Genomic DNA, 22,733 nt, shown 5'->3' with positions numbered 1-22,733 from the left:
CTTCGATTCGGGTCGTCGGGGGTACGCGGCGGTGCGCCCGGCGCCCGGGAGGGACCGCCCTCATCCGGTCACGTACCCGGGGGTGAACGCCACCGGCAGGGCGACCAGGCCGCGCACCCACGCCGAGGGGCGCCACACCAGGGCGTGCTCGGCCGCCGCCAGCCGCAGGTCGGGCAGCCGGTCCAGCAGCACCTCGATCGCCGTGGTGGCGATCACCTCGGCCACCTCCTGCGCCGGGGACGGGCAGCCGTGCTCGCCGTGCGAGTAGCTCAGGTGCGCCCGGTTGCCCTCGGCCGGCGCACCCCCGTCCGGGCGTACCGCCGGGTCGGCGTTGGCGCCGGCCAGGCCCAGCAGCACCAGGTCGCCGGCCGCGATCCGCTGCCCGCCCAGTTCGGTGTCCCGGGTCGCCCAGCGGCCGGCGAAGACCTGCGTCGGGGTGTCCTCCCAGAGCGCCTCGTTCAGCGCCTGGCTGACGCTGCGCCGCCCGCCGGAGAGCGAGGCCGCGAACCGCCCGTCGGTCAGCATCAGCCGCAGCGCGTTGGAGATCCAGTACGCGCAGGGCTGGTGGCCGGCGATCAGCAGCACCCGGAGGTCCCGCACGACCTCCTCGTCGCTCAGCCCGGCCTCGTGCGCCATCATCCGGGACGGGATGTCCGCCCCGGGCCACTCGTGCTTCTCCGCCACCAGCGCGGCCATCCCGGTCAGCAGCCGCTGCGCCCCCGCCTGCGCGTCGGAGCCGCCGTCGAGCATCGCCAGCAGGCCCCGGATCAGCTCCGGCGCCTCCTGCTCGCCCAGCCCGAACAGCCGGCAGAGCACCAGCAGCGGCATCCGGTGCGCGTACTCGGCGACCAGGTCGGCCTCGCCGCGCCCGGCGAAGTCGTCGATCAACCGGTCGGCGACCTCCTCGCAGTACTTCCTCAGCTCGTACTGGTCCACCGCGGCCAGCGCCTCCGTGACGGCGGCGGACCGGCGGCGGTGCTCGGCGCCCTCGGCGTAGAGGATGGACGGCACCGGCGCCATCATCGGCTTCAGCGGCCAGTCCGCGGGGATCGTGGGCCAGGCGTTCCACCGCGTCGAGTCCCGGCCGAACAGCTGCGGGCGGGAGGTCACCTGCTGCAGCTCCCGGTAGCCGATCACCAGCCAGCCCGGCACTCCCCCGGCCAGCTCGATCGGCGCCACCGGACCGTGCGCGGCGCGCAGCTCCCGGTACACCTGGGCCGGGTCGGTCTGGAACCGCGGCCCGTACAGCGGGGCGGCGGCGTGCGCCGGGCAGCCCGGCGGCGGGATCGGGGCGGGCTCGGTCACGGGGCGGTCTCCTCTTCGACCGGGGCCTCCCGCCGGGAGGCCTCGACGCGGGTGTGCAGGTGGCGGACGAGTTCGATCAGCACCTGCTTGGCGGACTCGCGGTCCCGGGCGTCGCAGTCCACCAGCGGGACGTCCGCCGGCAGGTCGAGCGCGCTGCGGACCTGCTCCAGGCTGTGCGTCGGCTCGCCGAAGTTGTTGCGGGCGACGATGAACGGCGTGCCGTGGTGCTCCAGGCGGTCGATCGTGTACCAGGACTCCTCCAGGCGCCGGGTGTCCACCAGCACCACCGCGCCCAGCGCCCCGCTGAACAGCCGGTCCCAGAGGAACCAGAACCGCTCCTGCCCGGGCGCACCGAACAGGTACAGCACGTTCTCGTCCGAGAGGGTGATCCGGCCGAAGTCGAAGGCCACCGTGGTCGAGGTCTTGCCCGGGGCGGCCGACGGGTCGTCGATCCCCACCCCCGCCCGGGTCATGGTCTCCTCGGTGTTCAGCGGACGGATCTCGCTGACCGCGCCCACCAGGGTGGTCTTGCCGACCGCGAAACCGCCCACCACGACGATCTTCATGCCGTTCTCGGCGGTCCCGCGCAGCGGGGCGCGGGACGCGGGGGGCGCGGTGTCAGAGCTGCTGGAGTCCATGGAGCACCTGCTTCAACGTGTCGAGGTCGGGCAACCGGGCGGCGCCGGGGCGCCGGGCCGGGGAGAACCGGGGGTGGCGGGCGGTGATCCGGCCCGCCTCCAGCAGGTCACCGAGCAGGATCTTCACCACGGACACCGGCATCCCCAGGTCGGCGGCGATCTCCACCACCGCCGTCGGAGCCGCGCAGATCCGCAGGATCCGGGCCAGCTCGGACTGCATGCCGGGGACCGGCTCACCCTCCGCGACGATCAGGGTGACCAGGTCGAAGGCGTTCTCCGGCGCGCGGCTGCGACCGCGGGTGACGGTGTAGAGGCGGTCCGGGTCGTCGCCGAGGCCCGCCGGCGCCGGCCACCCGCTCATACCGGGCCGGCGGCGTCGACGTCGTCGTCCTGCTCCCGCGGCGGCGCGCTCAGGTGGGTGCCGATCTGCTCGATCAGACCGTGCATGTTGTGCCCCACCACGCCAACGTCCGCGTCCTCGTCGGTGACCAGGGCCAGGTGCGCGCCCTCGCCGGCCGCGACGATGCACAGGACGCCGCCGTGGAACTCGGTCATCGACTGCCGCACTCCGCCGGTGGCGTCGCCGAACTCGATCGAGGCGCCGTGGGCCAGGCTCTGGATCCCGGAGGCGATCGCGGCGAGCTGGTCCGCCTGGTCGGTGCCCAGCGCGCCGGTGTGGCAGAGCTTCAGACCGTCGGCGGACAGCACCAGGGCGTGCCTGGCCCCCGGCGTCGCGGCCAGCAGGTTCTCCAACAGCCAGTCGAGGTCACGGGCGGTCGCGCTGCTCATCAGGAGTCGTCCTTCGGGGATGCGGGGGAATCGTCGGGTGTGTCCTGGCCCTGCAGGGCCTTGCGGAAGGCCCCGAACCGGGCGGCCCGCACCGGGTCGACGGTCGCGGGCGGATCGGCGGGGGCCGGCCCGGCGGCCGGCGGAGCAGGTCGGGTCGCGGCCGCCAGGGTCTGGCCGCGCCGGCGCTGCGGGAGGCCGTCGACCCCCGGCTCGGCTCCCGGCCCGAACCCGGGCACGGCCCCGGCGGGGGCGGGGGCGACCCGGGCCGGCGCGGGGGCGGAAACGGGGGCGGTCGGCGCGGGCGGGGTGCTGGTCGGGTGGGTGGTGGTCGGGTGGGCGCTGGTCGAATGGGCGCTGGTCGGGTGCGTCACCAACTGCTGCGGGATCAGCATCACCACGCCGGTGCCGCCCCGCGCCGAGGGCCGGAACGAGATCGTCAGCCCGTGCTTGCGGGCCAGCGAGCCGACCACCGCGAGCCCGATCCGGGTCCCCGCGGACAGCGCGCTGAGGTCGAGCGGTTCGGCGGACACCGCCCGCTCGGCGCGGCGCAGCCAGCTGTCGCCGAGGCCGAGCCCGCCGTCCTCGACGGTGATCACCAGCCCGGCGTGCACCTCCTCCACGTACACGTGCACCTCGGCCGGCGGGGCGGAGAAGTTGGCCGCGTTGTCGAGCAGTTCCGCCAGCGCGTGCATCACGCCCTCGGCCGCGTGGCCGGCGACGGCCGCCGTGCTGGCGTTGTGCAGCCGCACCCGCTGGTAGGCGCCGATCCGGCCGAGCGCGCCGCGCAGGACGGACTCCACGCCGATCGGTTTGGTCCACCGCCGCCCGGAGCGGGCGCCGGTGAGGACGGCGATGCTGTCGGCCAACCGGCCCGCCTGGGCCGTGGAGTGGTCGAGGCGGAGCAGGTCGCCGAGGACGTCCTCGTCGTGCCGGTGCTGCATCTCGCGCAGGTCGGCGTGCATGCTGGTGGCGAGGGCCTGCACGCGCCCGGCGGCGGTGGCGCAGACCGCCAGGGCGGCGGCCCGCTCGCGCTCGCCCCGGCCGACCTGCTCGGCGAGGGTGCGCAGGACGGCGATCTGCGGGTGGCGCCGGTGCTCGGCGAGCGCGGTGTCCACCGAGGCGCCGGTGCGCAGGCGTTCGACCACGGCGGGGAGGATCTCGTCGGTCAGCTTGAAGAGTTCGCGCCGCTCCGCCCTGCGCTGCTCGGCCTCCTTCTCGGCCCTGGCCAGTTCGTCCCGGGCCACGGCGCCGGCGGCGAGGGCGCTGTCGCGCTCCCGGCGGAAGGCCTCGGCGGCGGCCCGGGCCTCGGTGGTCCGGGCCCGGGCGGTGTCGGTCTCGGCCTGGGCGGCGGTCAGCTCGTCCTGGCGGGCGGCCAGTTCGGCGGTGAGGCGGCGGGCGCGTTCGGTGGCGCCGGCGGCGAGGCCGACGACGATGCACCACAGGGCGACGACGGCGCAGACGGCGGCGACGGTGAGCGGCTGGTGCGCGGCGCCCGCCCTGGCGACGGCGACCGGGCCGGCGACCGCGGCCAGCAGCCAGGCGGCGGCCGTCAGGGCGATGGTGCGCGGGGCCGGGCGCAGGCGGGGCTCACCTGCGGGTCTCGTGCGTGCTCTCATCAGTCCGATCCTCGGCTGCAGGCGTCGACGGCAGGGCGACGGCGTGCAACCGCCCGGCGGGCACGATGACGTGGCCTCCGGGCGGAATAATCAGTTCACGCGGTCGGCAGATCATATCCATTCATTTGATCTACTCAACCGGCCAGTTGACGGACGGTCTCGGACCGCCGAGGGACTGACAGGCGAAGCCCGGAACCGGCGGGACGCACCGGCTCGATCCACGGCTCCGGCCCGATCCGCGGCTCCCCGGGACGGCCCACCCGCCGTTCCGGGACAGCCGGCGGCGGACCGGCGGCGGGCCGAGCACCTCGCCGTACGCCCGGGGTGAACCGGCGGCGGGTCGGGCGCATCGGCACCCGCCCACCGCCGGGGCGTTCAGCGGGCGGGCGCGGAGAGCCGGGCCTCGACGGCCTCGCGGACCGCCGCGAAGTCCAGCCCGTGATCCGCGATCACCCGGGCGCCGAGCCCCTCCCCCTCCCGGAGCAGGCCCAGCACGATGTGCCCGACCGCGATCTCGCCGGACTTCAGCCGCAACGACTCCCGCAGCGAAAGCTCCAGCACCTTCTTCGCCCGGCCGGTGAACGGGACCCGCCCTCCTCCCTTGAACCAGCCCCGCCCGCGCCGCTCCCGCTCCGGGCCCGGCCCGTCCAACGCGCCCTCCCCGAAGGCGGCTTCGACCGCGTCCCGTACGGCGTCCAGGTCCACTCCGATCGCGGCCAGCGCCTGCGCGTCGCCGCCGGTGCCGAGCAGTCCGACCACGGCGGCCCGCGCGGTCGGCAGGTCGAGCCCGGCGGCGAGCAGCACCCCGGCGGCCGGATCCCCGGCCTGCCGCAGCACCCCGAGCAGCAGGTGCTCGGTGCCGACCCGGTCGTGCCGCAGCTCGACCGCCTCCTCCTGGGCCCGCACGACCGTGTCGCGCGCGGCCACGGTGAATCGCTCGAACATCTCAGCCTCCGTCCTTGTCGCCGGTACCGAAACCACGCCTGCCGTACTTCTTGTGGACGGCCTGGCGGCTCACCCCGAGGCAGACCGCGATGTCCTGCCAGGACCAGCCCAGACCACGGGCGTTGCCCACCTGGAGGTCCTCCAGCCGGTCCGCCAGGTCGCGCAGCGCGCGGACCGACCTCAGCCCCACGGCGGGGTCACGGCTGCTCGCGGCCGCCGCGAGCTCTCTGCTGTCGCTCATACTGTCAACTTAGATTGACAGGCCCCGACTGTCAACCCAGGTTGACATCCTCGGCCCGCCGGTGGAACCGCGCCGCCAACGCCTCCTCGAAGGTCCCGCGCCCGTCCGCATGCCCCGGCGTGAGGTTGCCGCCCGCCCGCAACCCGCGGAAGGTCTCCCCCGGCAGCCGGACCGGCACCAGCAACCGGCGCAGCCCCGCCGCCGCCAGGTACTCCCGGGCCAGCTCCCGGTGTCCGATCACCCGCGGCCCGCCCAGCTCCGGCGCGAACCCGGCCGGCTCCCCGAGCGCCAGCTCCACCAGCCGCTGCGCCACCTCCCGGACGTCCACCGGCTGGAAGCTCACCCCCGCCGCGACCGGCACCACCGGCGACCTGGCGGTGACCCTCATCAGCGACAGCAGCAGATCGTGGAACTGGGTGGCCCGCAGGATCGTCCAGCCCACCCCCGACTCCCGCACCAGCCGCTCGGCCGCCAGCTTCGCCCGGTAGTACCCGAGCGGCACCCGGTCCACGCCGACGATCGACACGTACACCAGGTGCGGGACGCCGGCCCGGCGCACCGCGGCCACCAGGTTCGCGGTGGCGGTGACGTCCGCCCTGCCCTGGGTGGTGGCGCAGTCCACCACCACCGACACCCCGGCCACCGCCGCCGCCAGCCCCGCCCCCGTGGTGAGGTCGCCCACCACCCAGGACGCGCCGCCCCCCGTACGCTCCCGCCGGCTCAGCACCCGCACCTCGTACCCGCGCGCGAGCAGCGACCGCACCACCACCCGGCCCAGCGTGCCGGTACCGCCGGTCACCAGAATCGGCTTCATCACAGGCCTGCCCTTCTCTCGTCCGCCATCAGGAGAACGACCGGACAGGCCCGCCGGAACGTGACATCGGCTTCGGTCCCGCCGTCCGGCGGCGGCCCGAGGGGGCGCCGCCGCCGGTCCGAGGAGCCCGGAACGCAGTGTGTCCCCCCGAAGCCGTCGGGCTTCGAGGGGACACACGATCCGTCCACCGTGTCATCGGCCGGTGCGCCGCCCGGGGTTCAGCCCGACGGGCGACGGAGGCACACGCGGCGGACGGTCGGACTCAGCTGCAGCCGCTGGTCGAGCCGCAGCCCTCGCAGAGGTAGCAGCTGCCGGCGCGGCGCATCTTGGTGCCGCAGGAGAAGCAGAGCGGCGCGTCGGCGTTCAGGCCGAGCTGGATCTCCATCAGTTCGGTGGAGTTGTGTGCCTGGGCCGGTGCGGCCTTCGGCGCCTCGACGGCCACCGGCTTGGCGGGTGCCACCGGTTCGGCGGCCCGCGGCGCGGACTGCGCCAGGCCCTCGACGTCCAGGTCGTCGGCCTCCAGCGGCTCGTACGAGCCGGTGTCCAGGTGCCGCTGACGCTCCTCGACCGAGTGGATGCCCAGCGCGGAGCGGGTCTCGAAGGGCAGGAAGTCCAGCGCCAGGCGGCGGAAGATGTAGTCGACGATCGACTGCGCCATCCGCACGTCCGGGTCGTCCGTGAGGCCGGCCGGCTCGAAGCGCATGTTGGTGAACTTCGAGACGTAGGTCTCCAGCGGGACGCCGTACTGCAGGCCGACCGAGACGGCGATGGAGAAGGCGTCCATCATGCCCGCGAGGGTCGAGCCCTGCTTGGACATCTTGAGGAAGACCTCGCCGAGGCCGTCGTCCGGGTACGAGTTGGCCGTCATGTAGCCCTCGGCGCCGCCCACCGTGAAGGAGGTGGTGATGCCCGGGCGGCCCTTGGGGAGGCGCTTGCGGACGGGGCGGTACTCGACGACCTTCTCGACCACCGGGGCGGCCTCGGCCTTCGGCGCCTCGGTGGCGGCCGGGGCCTTGGTCTTGGCCGAGAGCGGCTGGCCGACCTTGCAGTTGTCGCGGTAGATCGCGAGGGCCTTGACGCCGAGCTTCCACGCCTCGAAGTAGATCTCCTCGATCTCCTCGACGGTGGCGACCTCGGGCATGTTCACCGTCTTGGAGATGGCGCCGGAGATCCACGGCTGGATCGCCGCCATCATCCGCACGTGGCCCATCGCCGAGATGACCCGCTCGCCCATGGCGCAGTCGAAGACCTCGTAGTGCTCGGGCTTCAGGCTCGGGGCGTCGACCACGTTGCCGTGCTCGGCGATGTGGGCGACGACCGCCTCGACCTGCTCCGGCTGGTAGCCGAGGCGCTTGAGGGCGCGCGGCACGGTGCCGTTGACGATCTGCATCGAGCCGCCGCCGACCAGCTTCTTGAACTTGACCAGGGCGAGGTCGGGCTCGACGCCGGTGGTGTCGCAGTCCATCATCAGGCCGATGGTGCCGGTCGGGGCGAGCACCGACGCCTGGGCGTTGCGGAATCCGTTCTGCGCGCCGATCCGCAGCACGTCCTGCCAGGTCTCGGTGGCCGCTGCCCAGATCGGGGCGTCCAGGTCGTCGACGGCCACGGCGGCGGCGTTGGCGTCCGCGTGCTGCTTCATCACCCGCTGGTGCGGGGCGGCGTTGCGGGCGTAGCCGTCGTACGGGCCGACCACGCCGGCGAGTTCGGCGCCGCGACGGTAGGCGGTGCCGGTCATCAGCGAGGTGATGGAGCCGGCCAGGGCCCGGCCGCCCACGGAGTCGTACGCGTGGCCGGTGGCCATCAGCAGGGCGCCGAGGTTGGCGTAGCCGATGCCGAGCTGGCGGTAGGCGCGGGTGGTCTCGCCGATCTTCTCGGTCGGGAAGTCGGCGAAGCAGATGGAGATGTCCATCGCGGTGATGACCAGCTCGACGACCTTGGCGAAGCGCTCGGCGTCGAAGGTGTCGTCGTCGCGGAGGAACTTCATCAGGTTCAGCGAGGCGAGGTTGCAGCTGGAGTTGTCCAGGTGCATGTACTCGGAGCAGGGGTTGGACGCGTTGATGCGGCCGGACTCCGGGCAGGTGTGCCAGTGGTTGATCGTCGAGTCGTACTGGATGCCGGGGTCGGCGCAGGCCCAGGCCGCCTCGGCCATCTTGCGGAAGAGCTTCTTGGCGTCGACGGTCTCGATGACCTCGCCGGTCATCCGGGCGCGCAGGCCGAACTCGGTGCCGTTCTCGACCGCGGTCATGAACTCGTCGGAGACGCGGACCGAGTTGTTGGCGTTCTGGTACTGGACGGAGGTGATGTCGTCCCCGCCGAGGTCCATGTCGAAGCCCGCGTCGCGCAGCGCGCGGATCTTCTCCTCCTCCTTCACCTTGGTCTCGATGAAGGCCTCGACGTCCGGGTGGTCGACGTCCAGCACGACCATCTTGGCCGCGCGGCGGGTGGCGCCGCCCGACTTGATGGTGCCGGCGGAGGCGTCCGCGCCGCGCATGAAGGAGACCGGGCCGGAGGCGTTGCCGCCGGAGGACAGCAGCTCCTTGGAGGAGCGGATCCGGGAGAGGTTCAGGCCGGCGCCGGAGCCGCCCTTGAAGATCATGCCCTCTTCCTTGTACCAGTCGAGGATCGACTCCATGGAGTCGTCGACGGCCAGGATGAAGCAGGCGGAGACCTGCTGGGGCTGCTTGGTGCCGACGTTGAACCAGACCGGCGAGTTGAAGCTGAACACCTGGTGGAGGAGCGCGTAGGTCAGCTCGTGCTCGAAGATCTCGGCGTCGTCCGGGGCGGAGAAGTAGCCGTTCTTCTCGCCCGCGGCGCGGTAGGTGAGCACCACGCGGTCGATGATCTGCTTGAGGCTCCACTCGCGCTGCGGGGTGCCCACCGCGCCGCGGAAGTACTTGGAGGTGACGATGTTCACGGCGTTCACGGACCAGGAGTCGGGGAACTCGACGCCGCGCTGCTCGAAGTTGATCGAGCCGTCACGCCAGTTGGTCATGACGACGTCGCGGCGCTCCCAGGTGACCTCGTCGTAGGGGTGTACGCCAGGGGTGGTGTGGATGCGCTCGATCCGCAGGCCGCCCTTCGGCGCCTTGCCGGCGGTGCTCCTGGCAGCCTTCTCGGACTTGGACCCGCGTGCGGAACCGCTCGTCGTGTCTGTCACTTCTCGCTCCTCCTCCTGGGCAAACGCCCTCGGCGCCCCATTGCTTCCGGGGTGCCGCTGGTTCGCTTCTCCTGGTGTGCGGACAGCCGGTCGCCGGCTGTTCACGCACGGTTTGTGGTGTTCTGTGCCCAGATTTCGGGCACGCGTCAGCCCCGGGGGGCCGGTCGGTACGGTTGTAGTACGTCGGTGTTACGCCGCTGCGTCGAAGGACGCACCGGTACGGGTCGTGCGGTGCCCGCCGGTCAGGACGCGGCGGCGGGGGCCGGCACCGGGGCGCCGTCCTCCAGGGCGAAGGGCCGCTCGGCGCGGAGTTCCGCGATGGCGGCCTCGAAGTCCTCAAGTCCGTCGTAGGCCCGGTAGACGCTGGCGAAGCGCAGGTAGGCCACCACGTCGAGGTCCTTGAGCGGACCGAGTATGGCGAGCCCGACGTCGTGTGTCGAGAGCTCGGCGCTGCCGCTGGCCCGCAGGCACTCCTCGACCCGCTGGCCGAGCTGGGCCAGGGCGTCCTCGGTGACCGGGCGGCCCTGACAGGCCTTGCGGACTCCGGAGATGACCTTCTCCCGGCTGAACGGCTCGGTGACGCCGCTGCGCTTGATGACCATCAGCGCGGCCGTTTCCACCGTGGTGAAGCGGCGGCTGCAGTCGGGGCACTGGCGGCGACGGCGGATCGAGCTGCCGTCGTCGGTGGTGCGGCTGTCGACGACGCGACTGTCGGAGTGCCTACAGAAGGGGCAGTGCACCTGAGGATTCCCTCCCTGGCATGACGTGCGGACCCCGACCAGTCTACGCGATGCGGCGGGTCCGACCACAACTTGTGGGACCGAGGAGGACAGTAGCCACTAGATCTAGGTCTCCGGGGGATCCTGCCCCCTTGGCGTGTCGTCCCGGATTAGACTGATGAAGTCGAACATTTAATCGATGTACAACAAAGCCTTGATCGGATGTGCCAACTCTCGAATAATTCACTCGAACGTGTGTTTGGCGCAACCTTTCGATAGGTGGTGCCGTTGGGCTGGAAAAGGGGAGGACATCCGTCGAGAGGGGCCGCCGTGAACACGATCGAAAGCAACACCATCCCGGTGCAGGAACACACCCAGCTCAAGGTGGGGCAGCGCACCACGAACCAGCAGAGTGTGGACCACAGCATGGACCGTAGCGAAGACCACCGCCACGCCGGCCCGGCCATCACCAGTACGAGCCGCGTCCCCGACCAGCCGATCGAGCACGCCTCCGCGCAGGACGCCGCTCTCGGCCACCCGGCACCCACCCGCTCGCTCCCGGGCCGCCCGCCCGGCATCCGCACCGACGAGGCGGGGCTGACCGAACGCCAGCGCCGCGTCATCGAGGTCATCAGGGACTCCGTCCAGCGCCGCGGCTACCCGCCGAGCATGCGGGAGATCGGCCAGGCCGTCGGCCTGTCCAGCACCTCCTCGGTGGCCCACCAGCTGATGGCCCTGGAGCGCAAGGGATTCCTCCGCCGGGACCCGCACCGCCCGCGTGCCTACGAGGTGCGCGGGGTCGAGGTCGCCCGCCCCAACACCGCCGAGACGGCCGGCCGGCCCTCCACCTCCTACGTGCCGCTGGTCGGCCGGATCGCCGCCGGTGGCCCGATCCTCGCCGAGCAGACCGTCGAGGACGTCTTCCCGCTCCCCCGTCAGCTGGTCGGTGAGGGCGAGCTCTTCGCCCTCACCGTGCGCGGCGACTCGATGATCGAGGCCGCCATCTGCGACGGGGACTGGGTCACCGTCCGCCGCCAGCCGGTCGCCGAGAACGGCGACATCGTGGCCGCGATGATCGACGGCGAAGCCACCGTCAAGCGCCTCAAGCGCGAGGACGGCCGGATCTGGCTGATGCCGCACAACGCCGCGTACGACCCGATCCCCGGTGACAACGCGACCATCCTGGGCAAGGTCGTGGCGGTGCTGCGCCGGCTCTGACCCGCCGACGGCGGAACCGCCCGGCCCGCGGCCGAGCACCTCGGGCCCGAGTGCAGATGAAGCCCGACTGCAGATGAAGGGGGCTCCGGTCGCAGCCGGAGCCCCCTCTGTCATGCCAGTGGGTCATGCCGGTGGCCGCTCCGCCGTACCGGTGGGCCGATCCCGGGTCGCGCCCGGCCGAGGACGGCCCGGTACGGGCCCGGAGGGGCCGTTCAGCCGCGCTTCGCGACCGGGCGCGGCTCGGGCGCCGACTTGTCGATGGCCGCCAGCGACCGGCGCACCTGGTTGCGGTCGGTGGTGTACCAGAACTCCGGCATCGACGAGCGGAAGTAACCGCCGTAGCGGGCCGTCGCCAGCCGCGGGTCCAGCACCGCCACCACGCCCCGGTCCTCCGCCGCGCGCACCAGCCGGCCGGCGCCCTGCGCCATCAGCAGCGCCGCGTGGTTGGCCGCGACGGCCATGAATCCGTTGCCGCCGGCCTCCTCCACCGCCTTCTGCCGGGCACTCATCAGCGGGTCGTCCGGACGGGGGAACGGAATCCGGTCCATCACCACCAACTGGCAGGCCGACCCCGGGACGTCGACGCCCTGCCAGAGCGAGAGGGTGCCGAACAGGCAGGCCTCCGGTTCGGAGGCGAACTCCCGGATCAACTCGCCGAGGGTGTCCTCGCCCTGCAGCAGAATCCGGTTGTCGAGCCGCTCCCGCATCGCCTCCGCCGCCGCCTGCGCCGCCCGCATCGAGGAGAACAGCCCGAGGGTGCGGCCGCCGGCCGCGCCGATCAGCTCCTCCAGCTCGGCCAGCATCTCCGGCCGGTCGGGCTCGCGGCCCGGCGGCGGCAGGTGCCTGGCGACGTACAGGATGCCCTGCCTGGGGTAGTCGAAGGGCGAGCCGACGTCGATCCCGCGCCAGTACGGCGGGGTGTCCTCGCCGAACTCCAGCTCCGGGTCCTGCGGGGTGCGGACGTCCGCCAGCCGGCCCTCGCCGGGCAGGCCGAGCGAGCCGGCCACGCCGTTGAAGTCGCCGCCGAGCTTGAGGGTGGCCGAGGTGAGGACGACCGACCGCTCCTTGTAGAGGTTCTCCCGCAGCAGCCCGGCGACGTTCAGCGGGGCCACCCGCAGCGAGGCGGTGCCCGGCCCGAACCGGTCGGAGCGCTCGATCCACACCACGTCGTACTCGGACTCCGCGAGCAGCCGCTCCGCCGTCTCGTGCAGGGTCTCGGCGGAGGCCATCGCCTGCTTGCGCACGGCGTCCTCGTCACTGAGGGCCTTGTCCCTGGTCTCCCCCAGTGAGGTGATGACCTGGCGGGCGGCGTCCCGGATCGCCGACACCGCGTAGGAGAGGTACTCGGGCAGTTCCTCGACCCGGCCGGGCTGCGCGGTCTCCATCAGCCCGTGGTAGCTCTCGGCGGCGGCCTGCAGGGCGTCCACCGACTTCTCGTTGGCGAGCCTGGCGGCCCGCTTCACCGCCCGGTTGACGGCGCCGACCGTCAGCTCGGCGGTGGCGGCGCCCGTCACCCGGTTCACCAGCTCGTGCGCCTCGTCGACGATCAGCATCGCGTGCTCGGGCAGCACCGGCGCGCCCTCGATGGCGTCGATCGCCAGCATCGCGTGGTTGGTGACCACGACGTCCGCCAGCTTGGCCCGTTCGCGGGCCTTCTCGGCGAAGCACTCCTGGCCGTACGCGCACCTGGTGGCGCCCAGGCACTCCTTGGAGGTGACCGCGAGCTGGGCCCAGGCCTTGTCCGAGACGCCGGGGGTGAGGTCGTCGCGGTCACCGGTCTCGGTCTCGTCGGCCCACTCGCGCAGCCGCAGGACGTCCCGGCCGAGCTTGCCGGTGGGGCCGCCGAGCGCCTCGACCGGGTCGAACAGGCCCTCGCCCTCCTCGCCGGGGGTGCCCTCGTGCGCCCGGTGCAGGCAGAGGTAGTTCGAGCGCCCCTTGAGCATCGCGAACTCCGGCCGGCGGCGGAGCACCGGGTGGAGTGCCTCGACCGTCCGCGGCAAGTCCCGCTCCACCAGCTGGCGCTGGAGCGCGAGGGTGGCCGTGGCGACGACCACCTTGTCGCCGTGGGCCAGCGCCGGAACCAGGTAGGCGAGGGACTTGCCGGTGCCGGTGCCGGCCTGGACGAGCAGGTGCTCGCCGTGGTCGACGGCGTCGGCCACGGCCTCGGCCATCCGGACCTGGCCGGGGCGCTCCACACCGCCGACCGCGGCGACGGCCGCGTGCAGCAGGTCCGGAAGCCGCGAGCGCTTCACCGCGGGCTGGGCGGCGGGCTCGGCGTCGTCTTCACCGGGCAGGGGCTGGGGTTCGGAGTCGTTCGTCATCGCGCCCCCACCCTACGGCGCGGCACTGACAATCCGGGTGCGCTGCCCGGGCAGCGCCGCCAGGACACCGGGGTGCAGCACGTTGGGCACCTCGCCGTGGACGGCGGCGTGCGGGCGCTCGGGCCGGTCCCGGTAGCCGTCCAGCAGGAGCCGGTTGCGGTTGAGGCAGAGCCGGTCGATCGCCGGACGGAACAGGTCGAAGAGCGCGAAGCGCTCGCCCAGCTCGGGGAAGCGCGCCTGGTAGCGCAGGATCTCCGCCCGCAGCAGCGCCCAGAACTCGGCCTCGGGCAGCCCGAGCTGCTCGTCGAGCAGCGGCGCCAGGTAGCGGTAGACGCCGATGAACAGGCCGGAGTGCAGGAACTGGCAGAGGTAGTCCGGCCGGTCCCGCAGCAGCACCTCGCCGATCTCCGCGGGGATCCCGCGCAGCTCGGGCAGGTCCTGGTCGCTGAGGTTGACGTCGTCGACGAAGTCCTTCACCGCCAGGCGGACCGGCACGTCGTCCGCGTCGAAGACCACGATGGCGTTCTCGCCGTGCGGGGAGAACACGGTGCCGTACCGGTAGAGGAAGTGCAGCAGCGGCGGCAGCATCGCGCCGAACAGGCGGCCCACCCACTGCGCCGGGGTCAGCCCCGAGCGGGCGATCAGCTCGGCGCTGAGCGCCCGGCCGTCGGAGCCGCACTGCAACAGCGCGGCCAGCGTCCGGGCCCGCTCCCCCTCGGCGAGGAAGGGGCCGAGCGGCTCGCGCCAGATCGCGCCGAGCAGCTCCTTGTACTGGTAGGGGACTTCGGGCAGCTCGCGGTAGACCGGGTGGTCCACGGTGACGGAGGCGATCTCGCCGAGCAGGATCACCCGGCACTCGTCCCGGAGGAACGCGTCGCCGTCCCGCAGCCCGTGGATCCAGCGGGTCACGGCCGGTGCGACCAGCGTGCGCTCGGTGGGCAGGCCGCGCCAGACCAGGGTGTTGAGGATGGCGAGCGGCAGCTTCACGGTGCAGCGCTCGGGGCGGGTGACGTTGAAGAAGGAGCGGATGGACTGCTGGGGCAGCCGCAGGTCGCCGTCCGAGGGCAGCGGGACGATCTCCCCGCTGGCGATCCAGGGGGCGAACAGCGGCACCACCGTCTCGTCCCACTGCCAGGGGTGGACGGGCAGCAGCAGGTAGTCCTCCGCCCGGTCGCCGAGCACCGACCGCAGGGCCGCCGGGTCGTCCAGCTCGGCGCGGTAGAGCTCCTCCGGCCGCTCCAGCCCCGGGGTGCCGCGGTAGGTGGCGAGCCGCTTGTGCACCGCGATCCAGGGCAGCGGCCGGGGTGTGCGGGCCTCCGGCGCCCAGCGGGCGGCGTCCGCGGCGGAGAAGCCCAGCCGGCCCTTGTTGGGGACGATCCACGGGTGCCCGCCCTGGCGGCCCTCCAGCTCGGTGTGGCCGAGGTCGGCCAGCTCGGCGGCGGTCGGCGCGGTGGCGATCTGGTGGGCGTCGGCGACCAGCGTCGCGGTGAGCTCGCGGACCAGGTGGCCGATGGTGTCGCCGCCGAGGCCGAGGTCGTGCCGGGCGTACTGGAGGAAGCGCAGCGGATCGAGCTCCGGGTCGTGCGAACAGTGCAGGCCGGTCGGGTCGACCTGCCAGCTGCCGTACGCGCCGCGGCGGGCGGTGAACCGGTACGTGACGGCGCCGGACAGGGTGAGCCGGTGCGCGCCGTCGCCCTCCGCGACCGGGGTGATCAGCTCCTCGTACGCGAACTCGCCGAGCATCTTGGCCAGCATCGCCCGGCGGGCCCGCTGCCAGTGCTCCGGGGTGAGCTGCGGGGGCAGGTACAGCGGCGGCTCAGCGGCTGGCTGCTGCGGCACGGGTCCACTCCTGGGGTCGCGGGAAGCCTGCGGTGGTCGGGGCGGCGGCACCGGCGCCGGCCGCCGGGGCGTGCGGCGCGGATCCGGGTGGGGCGAAGCCGGTCCAGGCGGTGCGGCCGGGCAGTCGGTGGACGGTCCGCCCGGCGACGGCGTTGAGGATCACGGCGGCCCGGTGGGCGCCGAGCCCGAGGTCGGGGGCGCCGACGCCGTGGGTGTGCAGTTCGGCGTTCTGAACGTACAGGCCGCCGGTCAACTCCGGGAGGGTGGCGACACGGTGGTCGAGCCCGACGCGGTAGCGCCCGGAGCCGTCCCAGTCGATCAGGGCGGCCAGCGGTTCGAGGGCGGCCGGCCGCGCCGCCCGGTACCCGGTGGCGAGCACCACCGCGTCGGTGCGCAGGACGTGCTCGACCGCCGAGTCGACGTGCCGGCAGTGCAGTTCAAGCCCCCCGCAGGGGCCGGCCTGGGCTTCGACCACGGCGGTGCCGGGGGTGATCTCCACCGCGACGGAGTCGATCGGGCGGCCGATGGTGCGCTCGTACAGGTGGTCGTGGATCTCGGCGAGCGTCTCCGCGCTGGCGGCCTTGTGCAGCTGCCACTGGGCGGCGACCAGCCGGTCGCGGGCGTCGGCGGGCAGGCCGTGGAAGTAGCGGGTGTAGTCCGGGGTGAAGTGCTCCAGGCCGAGCTTGGAGTACTCCATCGGGGCCAGCGCGCGGGTGCGGGTGAGCCAGCGCAGCCGGGTGCCGTCCTGCTCGTGCCGGCGCAGCAGGTCGAGGAACACCTCCGCGCCGGACTGGCCGGAGCCGACGACCGTGATGTCGCGGGCCGCGTCCAGGGCCGCGCGGCGCTCCAGGTAGTCGGCGGAGTGCCAGACCAGCGGATGCCCTTCGAGGGCGGCGAAGGCCTCCGGCAGGACCGGGCGGGTGCCGACGCCGAGGACGACGTTGCGGGCGAGCGCGGTGCTCCGCTCCCCGGTGGCGGTGTCGGTGAGTTCGGCCCGGAACAGGCCGTCGGACCAGTGCAGTGCGGTGACCTCGGTGCCGAAGCGGCAGGCGGTGAGGCGTTCGGCGGCCCAGCGGCAGTAGTGGTCGTACTCGCGGCGGGGCAGTTGGAAGCGCTCGGCGAAGTAGAACGGGAAGAGCCGGTCCTGCTCGCGCAGGTAGTTGAGGAAGGACCAGGGGCTGGTCGGGTCGACCAGCGAGACCAGGTCGGCCAGGAAGGGCACCTGCATCCGGGCGCCGTCGACCAGCATCCCCGGGTGCCAGCGGAACTCCGGCCGCGCCTCGCAGAACAGCGTGCGCAGGCCGTCGACGCGCTCCGCCAGCGCCGCGAGCGAGAGGTTGAACGGGCCGATGCCGACGCCGAGCAGGTCGTAGGGGTCGGGGGTGGGCGTTTCCATGGAGGAGGAGGTGTCCTAGGGGAGGGGCAGCGGCTCGTGGGCCGGGCGGCCGGGCGGGCGTTGGCGGATCATCAGGGCGGCGCGCTTGGTGGGCAGGTCCAGTTCGGCGGCGAGCTCGAACCCGGCCCGCTCGAAGGCGCGTACGGACGGCAGGTTGCGCACGTCGGGTTCGGCGACCACCCGGTGGCAGCGCGGCCGGACCTGGAGGATGCGGTCGGCCAGGGCCGTCAGGAGCAGCGTGCCCAGGCCCCGGCCGCGGGCCCGGGAGGGGCCGAGCAGCAGGTGGATGCCGGTGTCGTGGGGGCGGACGGGGTAGTGCCGGGCGAGCGGGTCGAGATCGGCCCGGTAGACCTCCCAATAGCTCATCGGGCTGCCGTCCAGCAGGCCCATGCAGGGCACGCTGCGGCCGTCGCCCTCCAGTTGCCCGCGCAGGTGCTGCTCGGTGGTGGCGGGCGGTCCGTCGAGCTCCCAGAAGGCGGCCACCTCGGGGTCGTTCATCCAGCCGGCGAGCAGTTCCAGGTCGGCGGCGAGCCGGACGGGGCGCAGCCGGAAGTCCCCCGCGTCGGTGGGCATGGTGCCCCAGCGGGCGATGCCGTCGAGCAGGTCGGCGGGGGCGCGCGGCGCCGGGGGCGCGAACCGCCCGGGTGCCCCTGTACGGGAGGCGGCCGTCATGCGGCGGCCACCGGGTTGGCGATGTCCACGTACACCGACTGGGTCTCGACCGGGCCGACCAGTTCGTCGAGCCCGTTCAACCGGGTCAGCAGGTTGGCCTTGCAGCGCAGGGTGGGCGATTCGAGCAGGTGCGCGGGCAGTGTGGAGCCGGTGGCGCGGGCCCGGGGGCCGGACAGGAACCGGCGCAGCGCGGCCAGCAGCACCCGTTCGTCGGCGAGCCGCTGGGATCCCAGGGCGCCGATCAGGCCGAGCACGTGGTTGATGCCGAGGTAGTAGGCGAAGCGCTCGTCCGCGGTGGCGTCGGCGACGAAGGTGTCGCTGGCCTCGCCCAGGCCGGGCAGTCGGGCGTGCAGCCGCTCGGCGTGCGAGGCGCGGAAGTAGTAGCCCTGGTTGTCGCGGTAGCGGCCGCCGACCGGCCAGCCGGCGGTGTCCAGCAGGACGAGGCTGTTCTGCTGGTGGGCCTCCAGGGCGATGCCGGCCCGGCCGTCCAGCCAGAGCGCGGGCAGCACGACGGCGTCGAGGTAGCGGAGGAACCACTCGGTGGCCACCGTCCGGAGCGGCCGGCCGCAGCGCCCGGAGAGCGTCCGCAGGAGGTCGCCCAGCCGGGAGCGGACCGGGCCGTCCTGACCGAGCGGCTGCTCGGCGACGAGGCCGGCCACGCAGAGCGCGCGCTGGTCGGGGCCGAAGGGCTGGCGGCGCAGCACGGTGTCCAGGCCGCCGGGGTCGGCGGGGCCGTCCTGCCCGGGGGCGGCGGGCAGGTCCACCCCGATCCAGGCCGGGTCCCGGACGATGTCGAAGCCGGGGTGGGCGGCGCGCCACTCGTCACCGAGGCCGCTCTCCAGCAGGCGGTGCACCTCCAGGCCCCGGTGGAGTTCCTTGCGGAGGTTCTCCCGGCGGGAGTTGGTGATCCGCAGGCCCAGCGAGAGCTTGAGCATCCAGGGGGTGCCCGGGCGGCAGACGGTCCGGACGGAGGAGGTCGGGTACCACGGGTCGCCGTGCGGGCCGAGGTCGTGCAGGCGCCCCTCGGCGAGCAGCGCGGCGACGGCCGGGCGCAGTGCCAATTCGCGGGCCTGCCAGGGGTGCAGCGGCAGGGCGGCGGTGCCGGGCGGGAGCAGGCCCGGGGCGCCCAGCAGGCCTTCGGTGAGCTGTTCGGCGCTCTCGGTCAGCGCGGATCCGGCGGCGAGCAGGTCGCGGTCCACGGCGTACCAGTGCAGCGGGAAGGAGCCGCGCAGCTCGGGCGAGTAGGCGGCGCTCTGGGCCGGGCCGAGGCCGTCGCGGCTCTTCGGGGTGGGGTGCAGCGGGTGGCCGAGCAGCAGGTCCTGCTCCGCCGCGAGGAACGGCGAGGCGGGTTGCCCGGCGGGCGGGGCGGGGGCCTCGCGCCGGTGGGCGAGGATGTCGGCGGTGCGGGTCACGGAGTCGGCGACCCGGGCGGCGAGGTCGGCGATCCGGCCGGGGTCGGGCCGGTCGGCGGCGGCCGCGGCGAGCAGGGCGGCGGCCGTGACCGCGTCGACGGGGGTCTCGCCGGCACCGGGCCCGGCCGGGGTGCCGGGCACGGTCGCGGCCAGGGCCGGCCCGAGCGGGGCCGGCCCGAGCGGGGCCGGCCCGTCGAGGGTGGCCGCACCGAACCGGTGCCAGCCGCAGGCCGACCAGTGGCGGACCGGGACGGTGAGCCGGGCCGCGCCGCCGAGGACGGCGATCCGCAGCAGGCCGTCGGGGCCGGGGCTCGCCCCCGTCTCCCGCGCCCAGCAGCGCAGCAGGGCCTCCAGCGCCGCCTGTTCGGCGGCCACGGCCGGATCCCGGTGCAGCAGCCGGTCAGGCTCGGCGGCGTCGCGGGCCGCGGCGGGCTCGGGCCGTGCTTCGGGCCGGTCCGGTGCCGCCCGCTCCGGGCCGGCCTGTTCCTGGCCGGCCGGCTCCGCCCCGGCCTGGTCGCCCGTCGCCTGCTGCGGCAGGTACGGGACTGCGGTCGGGGCTCCGGTGAGGGCGGTGCTCAAGGCTGCTCCTTGGGGCGCGGGGTGACTCCGGGCGCGGCACTGTCGGGGATGTCTGGCGGGCACCTCTCACCGTGCTTCAGGTAAGGGTTACCTATCCCTGAGGGGTGATCACAAGAAAGGATCACTCGTTGGGGTGAAGACCGGCGGTTACTCACCCTCAGGGGGGAGTTCCTGCTGTCTCCGCGGGACGTCTCCCGAGGTCGCGACCGTGCGTCCGGACGGGCCGCGCCGCTCGCCGGCGGGGTACCGGCGGCCGGTGCCCGGGCGGCCCTGCGAGCGCTGTGTCACGGAACGGTGACCTTCCATCATGGTCCGCAACCGGGGGGCGGCCACCACCGTCCTGATGGCCGGTGGAAGACTCCACCATGCCCGCGACGCGGCCGCGGTCCGGCGGTCGCGCACCACCGGCGGCCGGTCGTCGGCGCCGGACCGCGCACCACAGGGGGAGCCAAGCCCATGTCACCGATCCGCCGATCCGCCGACCGCACGTCCGGGGCGGCCGCCCGGCCGGGCCGGCCGCGCCGCAGCGCCGTCGGCGCGGCCCTCGCGGTGGCCCTCCTCGTCGGCGCCTGCGCCTGCGGCCCCGGCTCCGGCTCCGATGACAAGGCCGCCGCGCCGTCGACCGCCACCAACGCGGCGGGCGGCGGCGGAGTGATCGGCGGGCTGACGCTCCCCACGGGGCTGCCGTCCGGCCTGCTCGACGGGCTGCCGAAGACCTGGGACGACCTGAAGAAGTGGAAGTTCGAGGACTGGGACAACTGGGCCAACCAGCACGTCTTCAACAACCCCGTGGTCAAGGACTTCTGGAACCCGGACAAGATGGGCGACTCCAAGCCGGCCGACCCGGCCCCGCCGGCCACGCCGCCGGCCGCCGGCAGCGGGGCCAACGACCCCGAGCCGCCCGTGGTCAAGGCCACCCCGGTGGCCCGCCCCTACACCAAGCAGCCGTCGGGCAAGGTCTTCTTCAGCGCCGAGGGCGGTCGGGGCAACTGCTCGGCCACCGTGATCGCCGACCCGGCCCACCCGGGCAAGAGCAACCTGGTGTGGACCGCCGGCCACTGCGTCCACCAGGGCAAGGGCGGCGGCTTCTACAAGGACCTGGTCTTCGTTCCCGCGTACAACGACTCCGGTGCCTCCAGCGGCGGGAAGAAGGCCCCGCTGGACCAGCTCGCACCGCTGGGCACCTGGTGGGCCGACAAGGTCGTGCCCTCCCCGCAGTGGACGGCCGAGGGCGGCGGCACGGGCGACGCGGCGAACCAGTACGACTTCGCCGTGATGCGGGTGCACAACCAGAACGGCGGCGGCAAGTCGCTGGAGGAGACGGTCGGTTCGGCCGTTCCGGTCTGGTTCGACGCCCCGCGCGAGACGCTCGCCGTCGCGGCCTGGGGCTACCCGCTCGTCAAGCCCTTCGACGGCCAGGAGCTGTACCGGTGCGACGGCGGCAAGCCGTCCCGGCTGACCTTCGACCCCAAGCGCCCGTCGATGATGACCATCGGCTGCAACATGACCCAGGGGTCGAGCGGCGGCGGCTGGTTCGCCACCATGCCGGACGGGCGGACCGCGCTGATCAGCAACACCTCGATCGGCACCCAGGAGCACACCTCGCTGAGCGGCCCGTACCTGGAGACCGTCGCCAAGCAGGCGCTGGACTACATCTCCAAGAAGTAGCCGACTCCGGGGCGTGGGCGGGGGCCTCGGCCCGGCGCCGGGCCGGCCCCTGCCCGCACCACCACCACACACGACGACAACGGGGAACCCACAGCATGTCGAACACCGTCCGCCGAAGCCCGCTCCGCGGCCGTGCCGTCCTGGCGTCCGCCGCGGTCCTGGCCGCCCTCTCGCTCACCGCGACCGCCTGCGGTCCGGAGAACGGCAGTACCGACGCGGGTCCGGCCCCCGCGGGCGCCGCCACGGCGACGACCGCGGCGGCCAAGCCGGGCCTCGGCCTGCCCACCAGCCTCGCCGACCTCGCGAACTGGAGCCTGGACGACTGGGCGAAGTTCGCCAACGACAACATCCTGAAGAACGACGTCGTCAAGGGCTTCTGGGACACCGCGAAGATGGAGGCGGCCGCCGGCCGGGACACTCCCGAGTTCACCACCCAGAGCGCGACGGCCCAGAACGAGACCGACCCCCAGCTGCCGAACCCGATACCGGCGAAGCCCCAGGCCCACCCGTACAGCGCCGCGACCGCGGTGCTCGGCAAGCTGTTCCTGGAGGACGGCAAGGGCGGCGGCGGCTACTGCTCCGCCACCGTGGTGAGCGATCCGGCGAACCCGGGCCGCAGCAACCTGGTGTACACCGCCTCGCACTGCCTGCACGAGGGCAAGGGCGGCACGTTCTTCAAGAAGATGACCTTCGTCCCGTCCTTCAACAAGAGCGGGGCCTACAGCAACGGGAAGAAGGCCGGCGAGGCCGAGCTGGCCCCGTACGGCTGGTGGGCGGCCGACGAGGCCTACGTGAGCCCGCAGTGGGCGGCGGAGGGCGGCCACGACGGCGGTCCGGTCAGCCAGTACGACTTCGGGATGATCCACGTGCACAACATGAACGGCGACGGGAAGTCGTTGGAGGAGACCGTCGGCAGCTCCGTCCCGGTCTGGTTCAACGCCCCGCGCGAGCAGATCGGCTCGGCCTTCGCGTACGGCTACCCCTCGGCCGCGCCGTTCGACGGCCGGGAGCTGGAGCACTGCGACTCCACGATCAAGCCGGCCAAGCTGTCCTTCGACGCGGCCCGTCCCACCATGTACGCGATCGGCTGCACGATGACCCCCGGCTCCAGCGGTGGCGGCTGGTTCGTCACCAAGGACGGCAAGCCGGCGCTGATCAGCGTCAACTCGATCGGCCCGAAGCCGGCCGCCTGGATGGCCGGCCCGTCGCTGCAGGCCCAGGCGAAGAACATGTTCGACTACGTGAGCAAGCGCAAGCGCTGACCGGTCGGGTGCGCAGGCACCGACTGGCGGACGCGGCGGGGCCCGGGGGGCGGGGGGGCCGCGGGGGGGGCGCCGCCGGGGCCGCGGGGGCGCGGGGCGGGGCGGGCGCGCGGGGGGGCCCGCGGGGGGTGGGCCGGGTCGG

General features: G+C 73.8%; 18 protein-coding genes. 3 read left to right on the top strand and 15 right to left on the bottom strand.

Features of this window, described 5'->3' with window-relative positions; genetic code table 11:
* Positions 1 to 60 precede the first annotated feature (60 nt).
* The 10 genes from ACFTWP_RS27155 to nrdR form a co-directional block, all read right to left on the bottom strand.
* Entirely contained in the window at positions 61 to 1,305 is a 1,245-nt protein-coding gene (locus ACFTWP_RS27155; protein WP_380267497.1) for a cytochrome P450, read from the bottom strand.
* On the bottom strand, positions 1,302 to 1,943 hold the full coding sequence (locus ACFTWP_RS27150) for an ATP/GTP-binding protein (RefSeq protein ID WP_380267496.1): 642 nt from the start codon (positions 1,941 to 1,943) through the stop codon (positions 1,302 to 1,304). The genes ACFTWP_RS27155 and ACFTWP_RS27150 overlap by 4 nt, the downstream gene beginning before the upstream one ends.
* Positions 1,924 to 2,304, bottom strand: a complete 381-nt coding sequence (locus ACFTWP_RS27145) for a DUF742 domain-containing protein (RefSeq protein WP_380267495.1) — start codon at positions 2,302 to 2,304, stop codon at positions 1,924 to 1,926. The genes ACFTWP_RS27150 and ACFTWP_RS27145 overlap by 20 nt, the downstream gene beginning before the upstream one ends.
* Positions 2,301 to 2,732: a roadblock/LC7 domain-containing protein gene (locus ACFTWP_RS27140; RefSeq protein WP_380267494.1), complete on the bottom strand. Its 432-nt coding sequence runs from the start codon at positions 2,730 to 2,732 to the stop codon at positions 2,301 to 2,303. Before ACFTWP_RS27140 ends, ACFTWP_RS27145 begins: the two co-directional genes overlap by 4 nt.
* Positions 2,732 to 4,348 (bottom strand): sensor histidine kinase, encoded by a 1,617-nt coding sequence (locus ACFTWP_RS27135; RefSeq protein ID WP_380267493.1) that lies wholly within the window; start codon positions 4,346 to 4,348, stop codon positions 2,732 to 2,734. The genes ACFTWP_RS27140 and ACFTWP_RS27135 overlap by 1 nt, the downstream gene beginning before the upstream one ends.
* Positions 4,349 to 4,723: 375 nt before the next feature.
* Positions 4,724 to 5,293, bottom strand: a complete 570-nt coding sequence (locus ACFTWP_RS27130) for a Clp protease N-terminal domain-containing protein (protein WP_380267492.1) — start codon at positions 5,291 to 5,293, stop codon at positions 4,724 to 4,726.
* A gap of 1 nt (position 5,294) precedes the next feature.
* Positions 5,295 to 5,534 (bottom strand): RNA polymerase subunit sigma-70, encoded by a 240-nt coding sequence (locus ACFTWP_RS27125; RefSeq protein ID WP_380267491.1) that lies wholly within the window; start codon positions 5,532 to 5,534, stop codon positions 5,295 to 5,297.
* A 31-nt stretch (positions 5,535 to 5,565) separates the two neighbouring features.
* Positions 5,566 to 6,348: an SDR family oxidoreductase gene (locus tag ACFTWP_RS27120; protein WP_380267490.1), complete on the bottom strand. Its 783-nt coding sequence runs from the start codon at positions 6,346 to 6,348 to the stop codon at positions 5,566 to 5,568.
* Positions 6,349 to 6,610: 262 nt separating this feature from the next.
* Positions 6,611 to 9,505 carry a vitamin B12-dependent ribonucleotide reductase gene (locus ACFTWP_RS27115; RefSeq protein ID WP_380267489.1) on the bottom strand — a complete coding sequence of 965 codons (2,895 nt, stop codon included), beginning with the start codon at positions 9,503 to 9,505 and terminating at the stop codon, positions 6,611 to 6,613.
* Between the two features lie 242 nt (positions 9,506 to 9,747).
* Positions 9,748 to 10,245, bottom strand: a complete 498-nt coding sequence (gene nrdR / locus ACFTWP_RS27110; RefSeq protein WP_380267487.1) for a transcriptional regulator NrdR — start codon at positions 10,243 to 10,245, stop codon at positions 9,748 to 9,750.
* A gap of 405 nt (positions 10,246 to 10,650) precedes the next feature.
* On the opposite strand from nrdR, the gene lexA reads away from it, so the two are divergent.
* The gene (gene lexA / locus ACFTWP_RS27105) at positions 10,651 to 11,442 is read left to right on the top strand and encodes a transcriptional repressor LexA (protein ID WP_380267557.1); all 792 of its coding nucleotides are present in this window, start codon (positions 10,651 to 10,653) and stop codon (positions 11,440 to 11,442) included.
* Positions 11,443 to 11,654: 212 nt separating this feature from the next.
* Here lexA and ACFTWP_RS27100 read toward each other — a convergent pair whose 3' ends face one another.
* Genes ACFTWP_RS27100 through ACFTWP_RS27080 form a run of 5 tightly spaced genes read right to left on the bottom strand, consistent with a single transcriptional unit; the run spans position 11,655 to position 19,661 of the window.
* Complete coding sequence (locus tag ACFTWP_RS27100; protein ID WP_380267486.1) at positions 11,655 to 13,763, bottom strand: ATP-dependent DNA helicase; 2,109 nt, start codon at positions 13,761 to 13,763, stop codon at positions 11,655 to 11,657.
* 12 nt (positions 13,764 to 13,775) lie between these two features.
* Positions 13,776 to 15,602 carry an IucA/IucC family protein gene (locus ACFTWP_RS27095; protein ID WP_380267485.1) on the bottom strand — a complete coding sequence of 609 codons (1,827 nt, stop codon included), beginning with the start codon at positions 15,600 to 15,602 and terminating at the stop codon, positions 13,776 to 13,778.
* Entirely contained in the window at positions 15,580 to 16,998 is a 1,419-nt protein-coding gene (locus ACFTWP_RS27090; RefSeq protein ID WP_380267484.1) for a lysine N(6)-hydroxylase/L-ornithine N(5)-oxygenase family protein, read from the bottom strand. Before ACFTWP_RS27090 ends, ACFTWP_RS27095 begins: the two co-directional genes overlap by 23 nt.
* 15 nt (positions 16,999 to 17,013) lie before the next feature.
* Positions 17,014 to 17,670: a GNAT family N-acetyltransferase gene (locus ACFTWP_RS27085; RefSeq protein WP_380267483.1), complete on the bottom strand. Its 657-nt coding sequence runs from the start codon at positions 17,668 to 17,670 to the stop codon at positions 17,014 to 17,016.
* Complete coding sequence (locus ACFTWP_RS27080) at positions 17,667 to 19,661, bottom strand: IucA/IucC family protein (protein ID WP_380267482.1); 1,995 nt, start codon at positions 19,659 to 19,661, stop codon at positions 17,667 to 17,669. The genes ACFTWP_RS27085 and ACFTWP_RS27080 overlap by 4 nt, the downstream gene beginning before the upstream one ends.
* Positions 19,662 to 20,117: 456 nt before the next feature.
* Here ACFTWP_RS27080 and ACFTWP_RS27075 point away from each other — a divergent pair, with 456 nt between their 5' ends.
* Together ACFTWP_RS27075 and ACFTWP_RS27070 are read left to right on the top strand one after the other, a co-directional pair.
* Positions 20,118 to 21,329 carry a trypsin-like serine peptidase gene (locus ACFTWP_RS27075; protein WP_380267481.1) on the top strand — a complete coding sequence of 404 codons (1,212 nt, stop codon included), beginning with the start codon at positions 20,118 to 20,120 and terminating at the stop codon, positions 21,327 to 21,329.
* A gap of 95 nt (positions 21,330 to 21,424) precedes the next feature.
* Entirely contained in the window at positions 21,425 to 22,591 is a 1,167-nt protein-coding gene (locus ACFTWP_RS27070) for a trypsin-like serine peptidase (protein WP_380267480.1), read from the top strand.
* Positions 22,592 to 22,733 lie beyond the last annotated feature (142 nt).

This window comes from Kitasatospora sp. NPDC057015 (genome assembly GCF_042673745.1).
Classification (GTDB): domain Bacteria; phylum Actinomycetota; class Actinomycetes; order Streptomycetales; family Streptomycetaceae; genus Kitasatospora.
This window is presented reverse-complemented; position numbering and strand designations above follow the sequence as displayed.

Excerpts from the sequence above, each read along its gene's own strand:
- ACFTWP_RS27125 (WP_380267491.1), bottom strand. The coding sequence starts at position 5,534 with ATGAGCGACAGCAGAGAGCTCGCGGCGGCCGCGAGCAGCCGTGACCCC.
- ACFTWP_RS27140 (WP_380267494.1), bottom strand. The coding sequence starts at position 2,732 with ATGAGCAGCGCGACCGCCCGTGACCTCGACTGGCTGTTGGAGAACCTG.
- ACFTWP_RS27130 (WP_380267492.1), bottom strand. The coding sequence starts at position 5,293 with ATGTTCGAGCGATTCACCGTGGCCGCGCGCGACACGGTCGTGCGGGCC.
- ACFTWP_RS27150 (WP_380267496.1), bottom strand. The coding sequence starts at position 1,943 with ATGGACTCCAGCAGCTCTGACACCGCGCCCCCCGCGTCCCGCGCCCCG.
- ACFTWP_RS27135 (WP_380267493.1), bottom strand. The coding sequence starts at position 4,348 with ATGAGAGCACGCACGAGACCCGCAGGTGAGCCCCGCCTGCGCCCGGCC.
- lexA (WP_380267557.1), top strand. The coding sequence starts at position 10,651 with ATGGACCGTAGCGAAGACCACCGCCACGCCGGCCCGGCCATCACCAGT.
- ACFTWP_RS27075 (WP_380267481.1), top strand. The coding sequence starts at position 20,118 with ATGTCACCGATCCGCCGATCCGCCGACCGCACGTCCGGGGCGGCCGCC.
- ACFTWP_RS27100 (WP_380267486.1), bottom strand. The coding sequence starts at position 13,763 with ATGACGAACGACTCCGAACCCCAGCCCCTGCCCGGTGAAGACGACGCC.
- ACFTWP_RS27085 (WP_380267483.1), bottom strand. The coding sequence starts at position 17,670 with ATGACGGCCGCCTCCCGTACAGGGGCACCCGGGCGGTTCGCGCCCCCG.
- ACFTWP_RS27090 (WP_380267484.1), bottom strand. The coding sequence starts at position 16,998 with ATGGAAACGCCCACCCCCGACCCCTACGACCTGCTCGGCGTCGGCATC.
- ACFTWP_RS27145 (WP_380267495.1), bottom strand. The coding sequence starts at position 2,304 with ATGAGCGGGTGGCCGGCGCCGGCGGGCCTCGGCGACGACCCGGACCGC.
- ACFTWP_RS27120 (WP_380267490.1), bottom strand. The coding sequence starts at position 6,348 with ATGAAGCCGATTCTGGTGACCGGCGGTACCGGCACGCTGGGCCGGGTG.
- ACFTWP_RS27070 (WP_380267480.1), top strand. The coding sequence starts at position 21,425 with ATGTCGAACACCGTCCGCCGAAGCCCGCTCCGCGGCCGTGCCGTCCTG.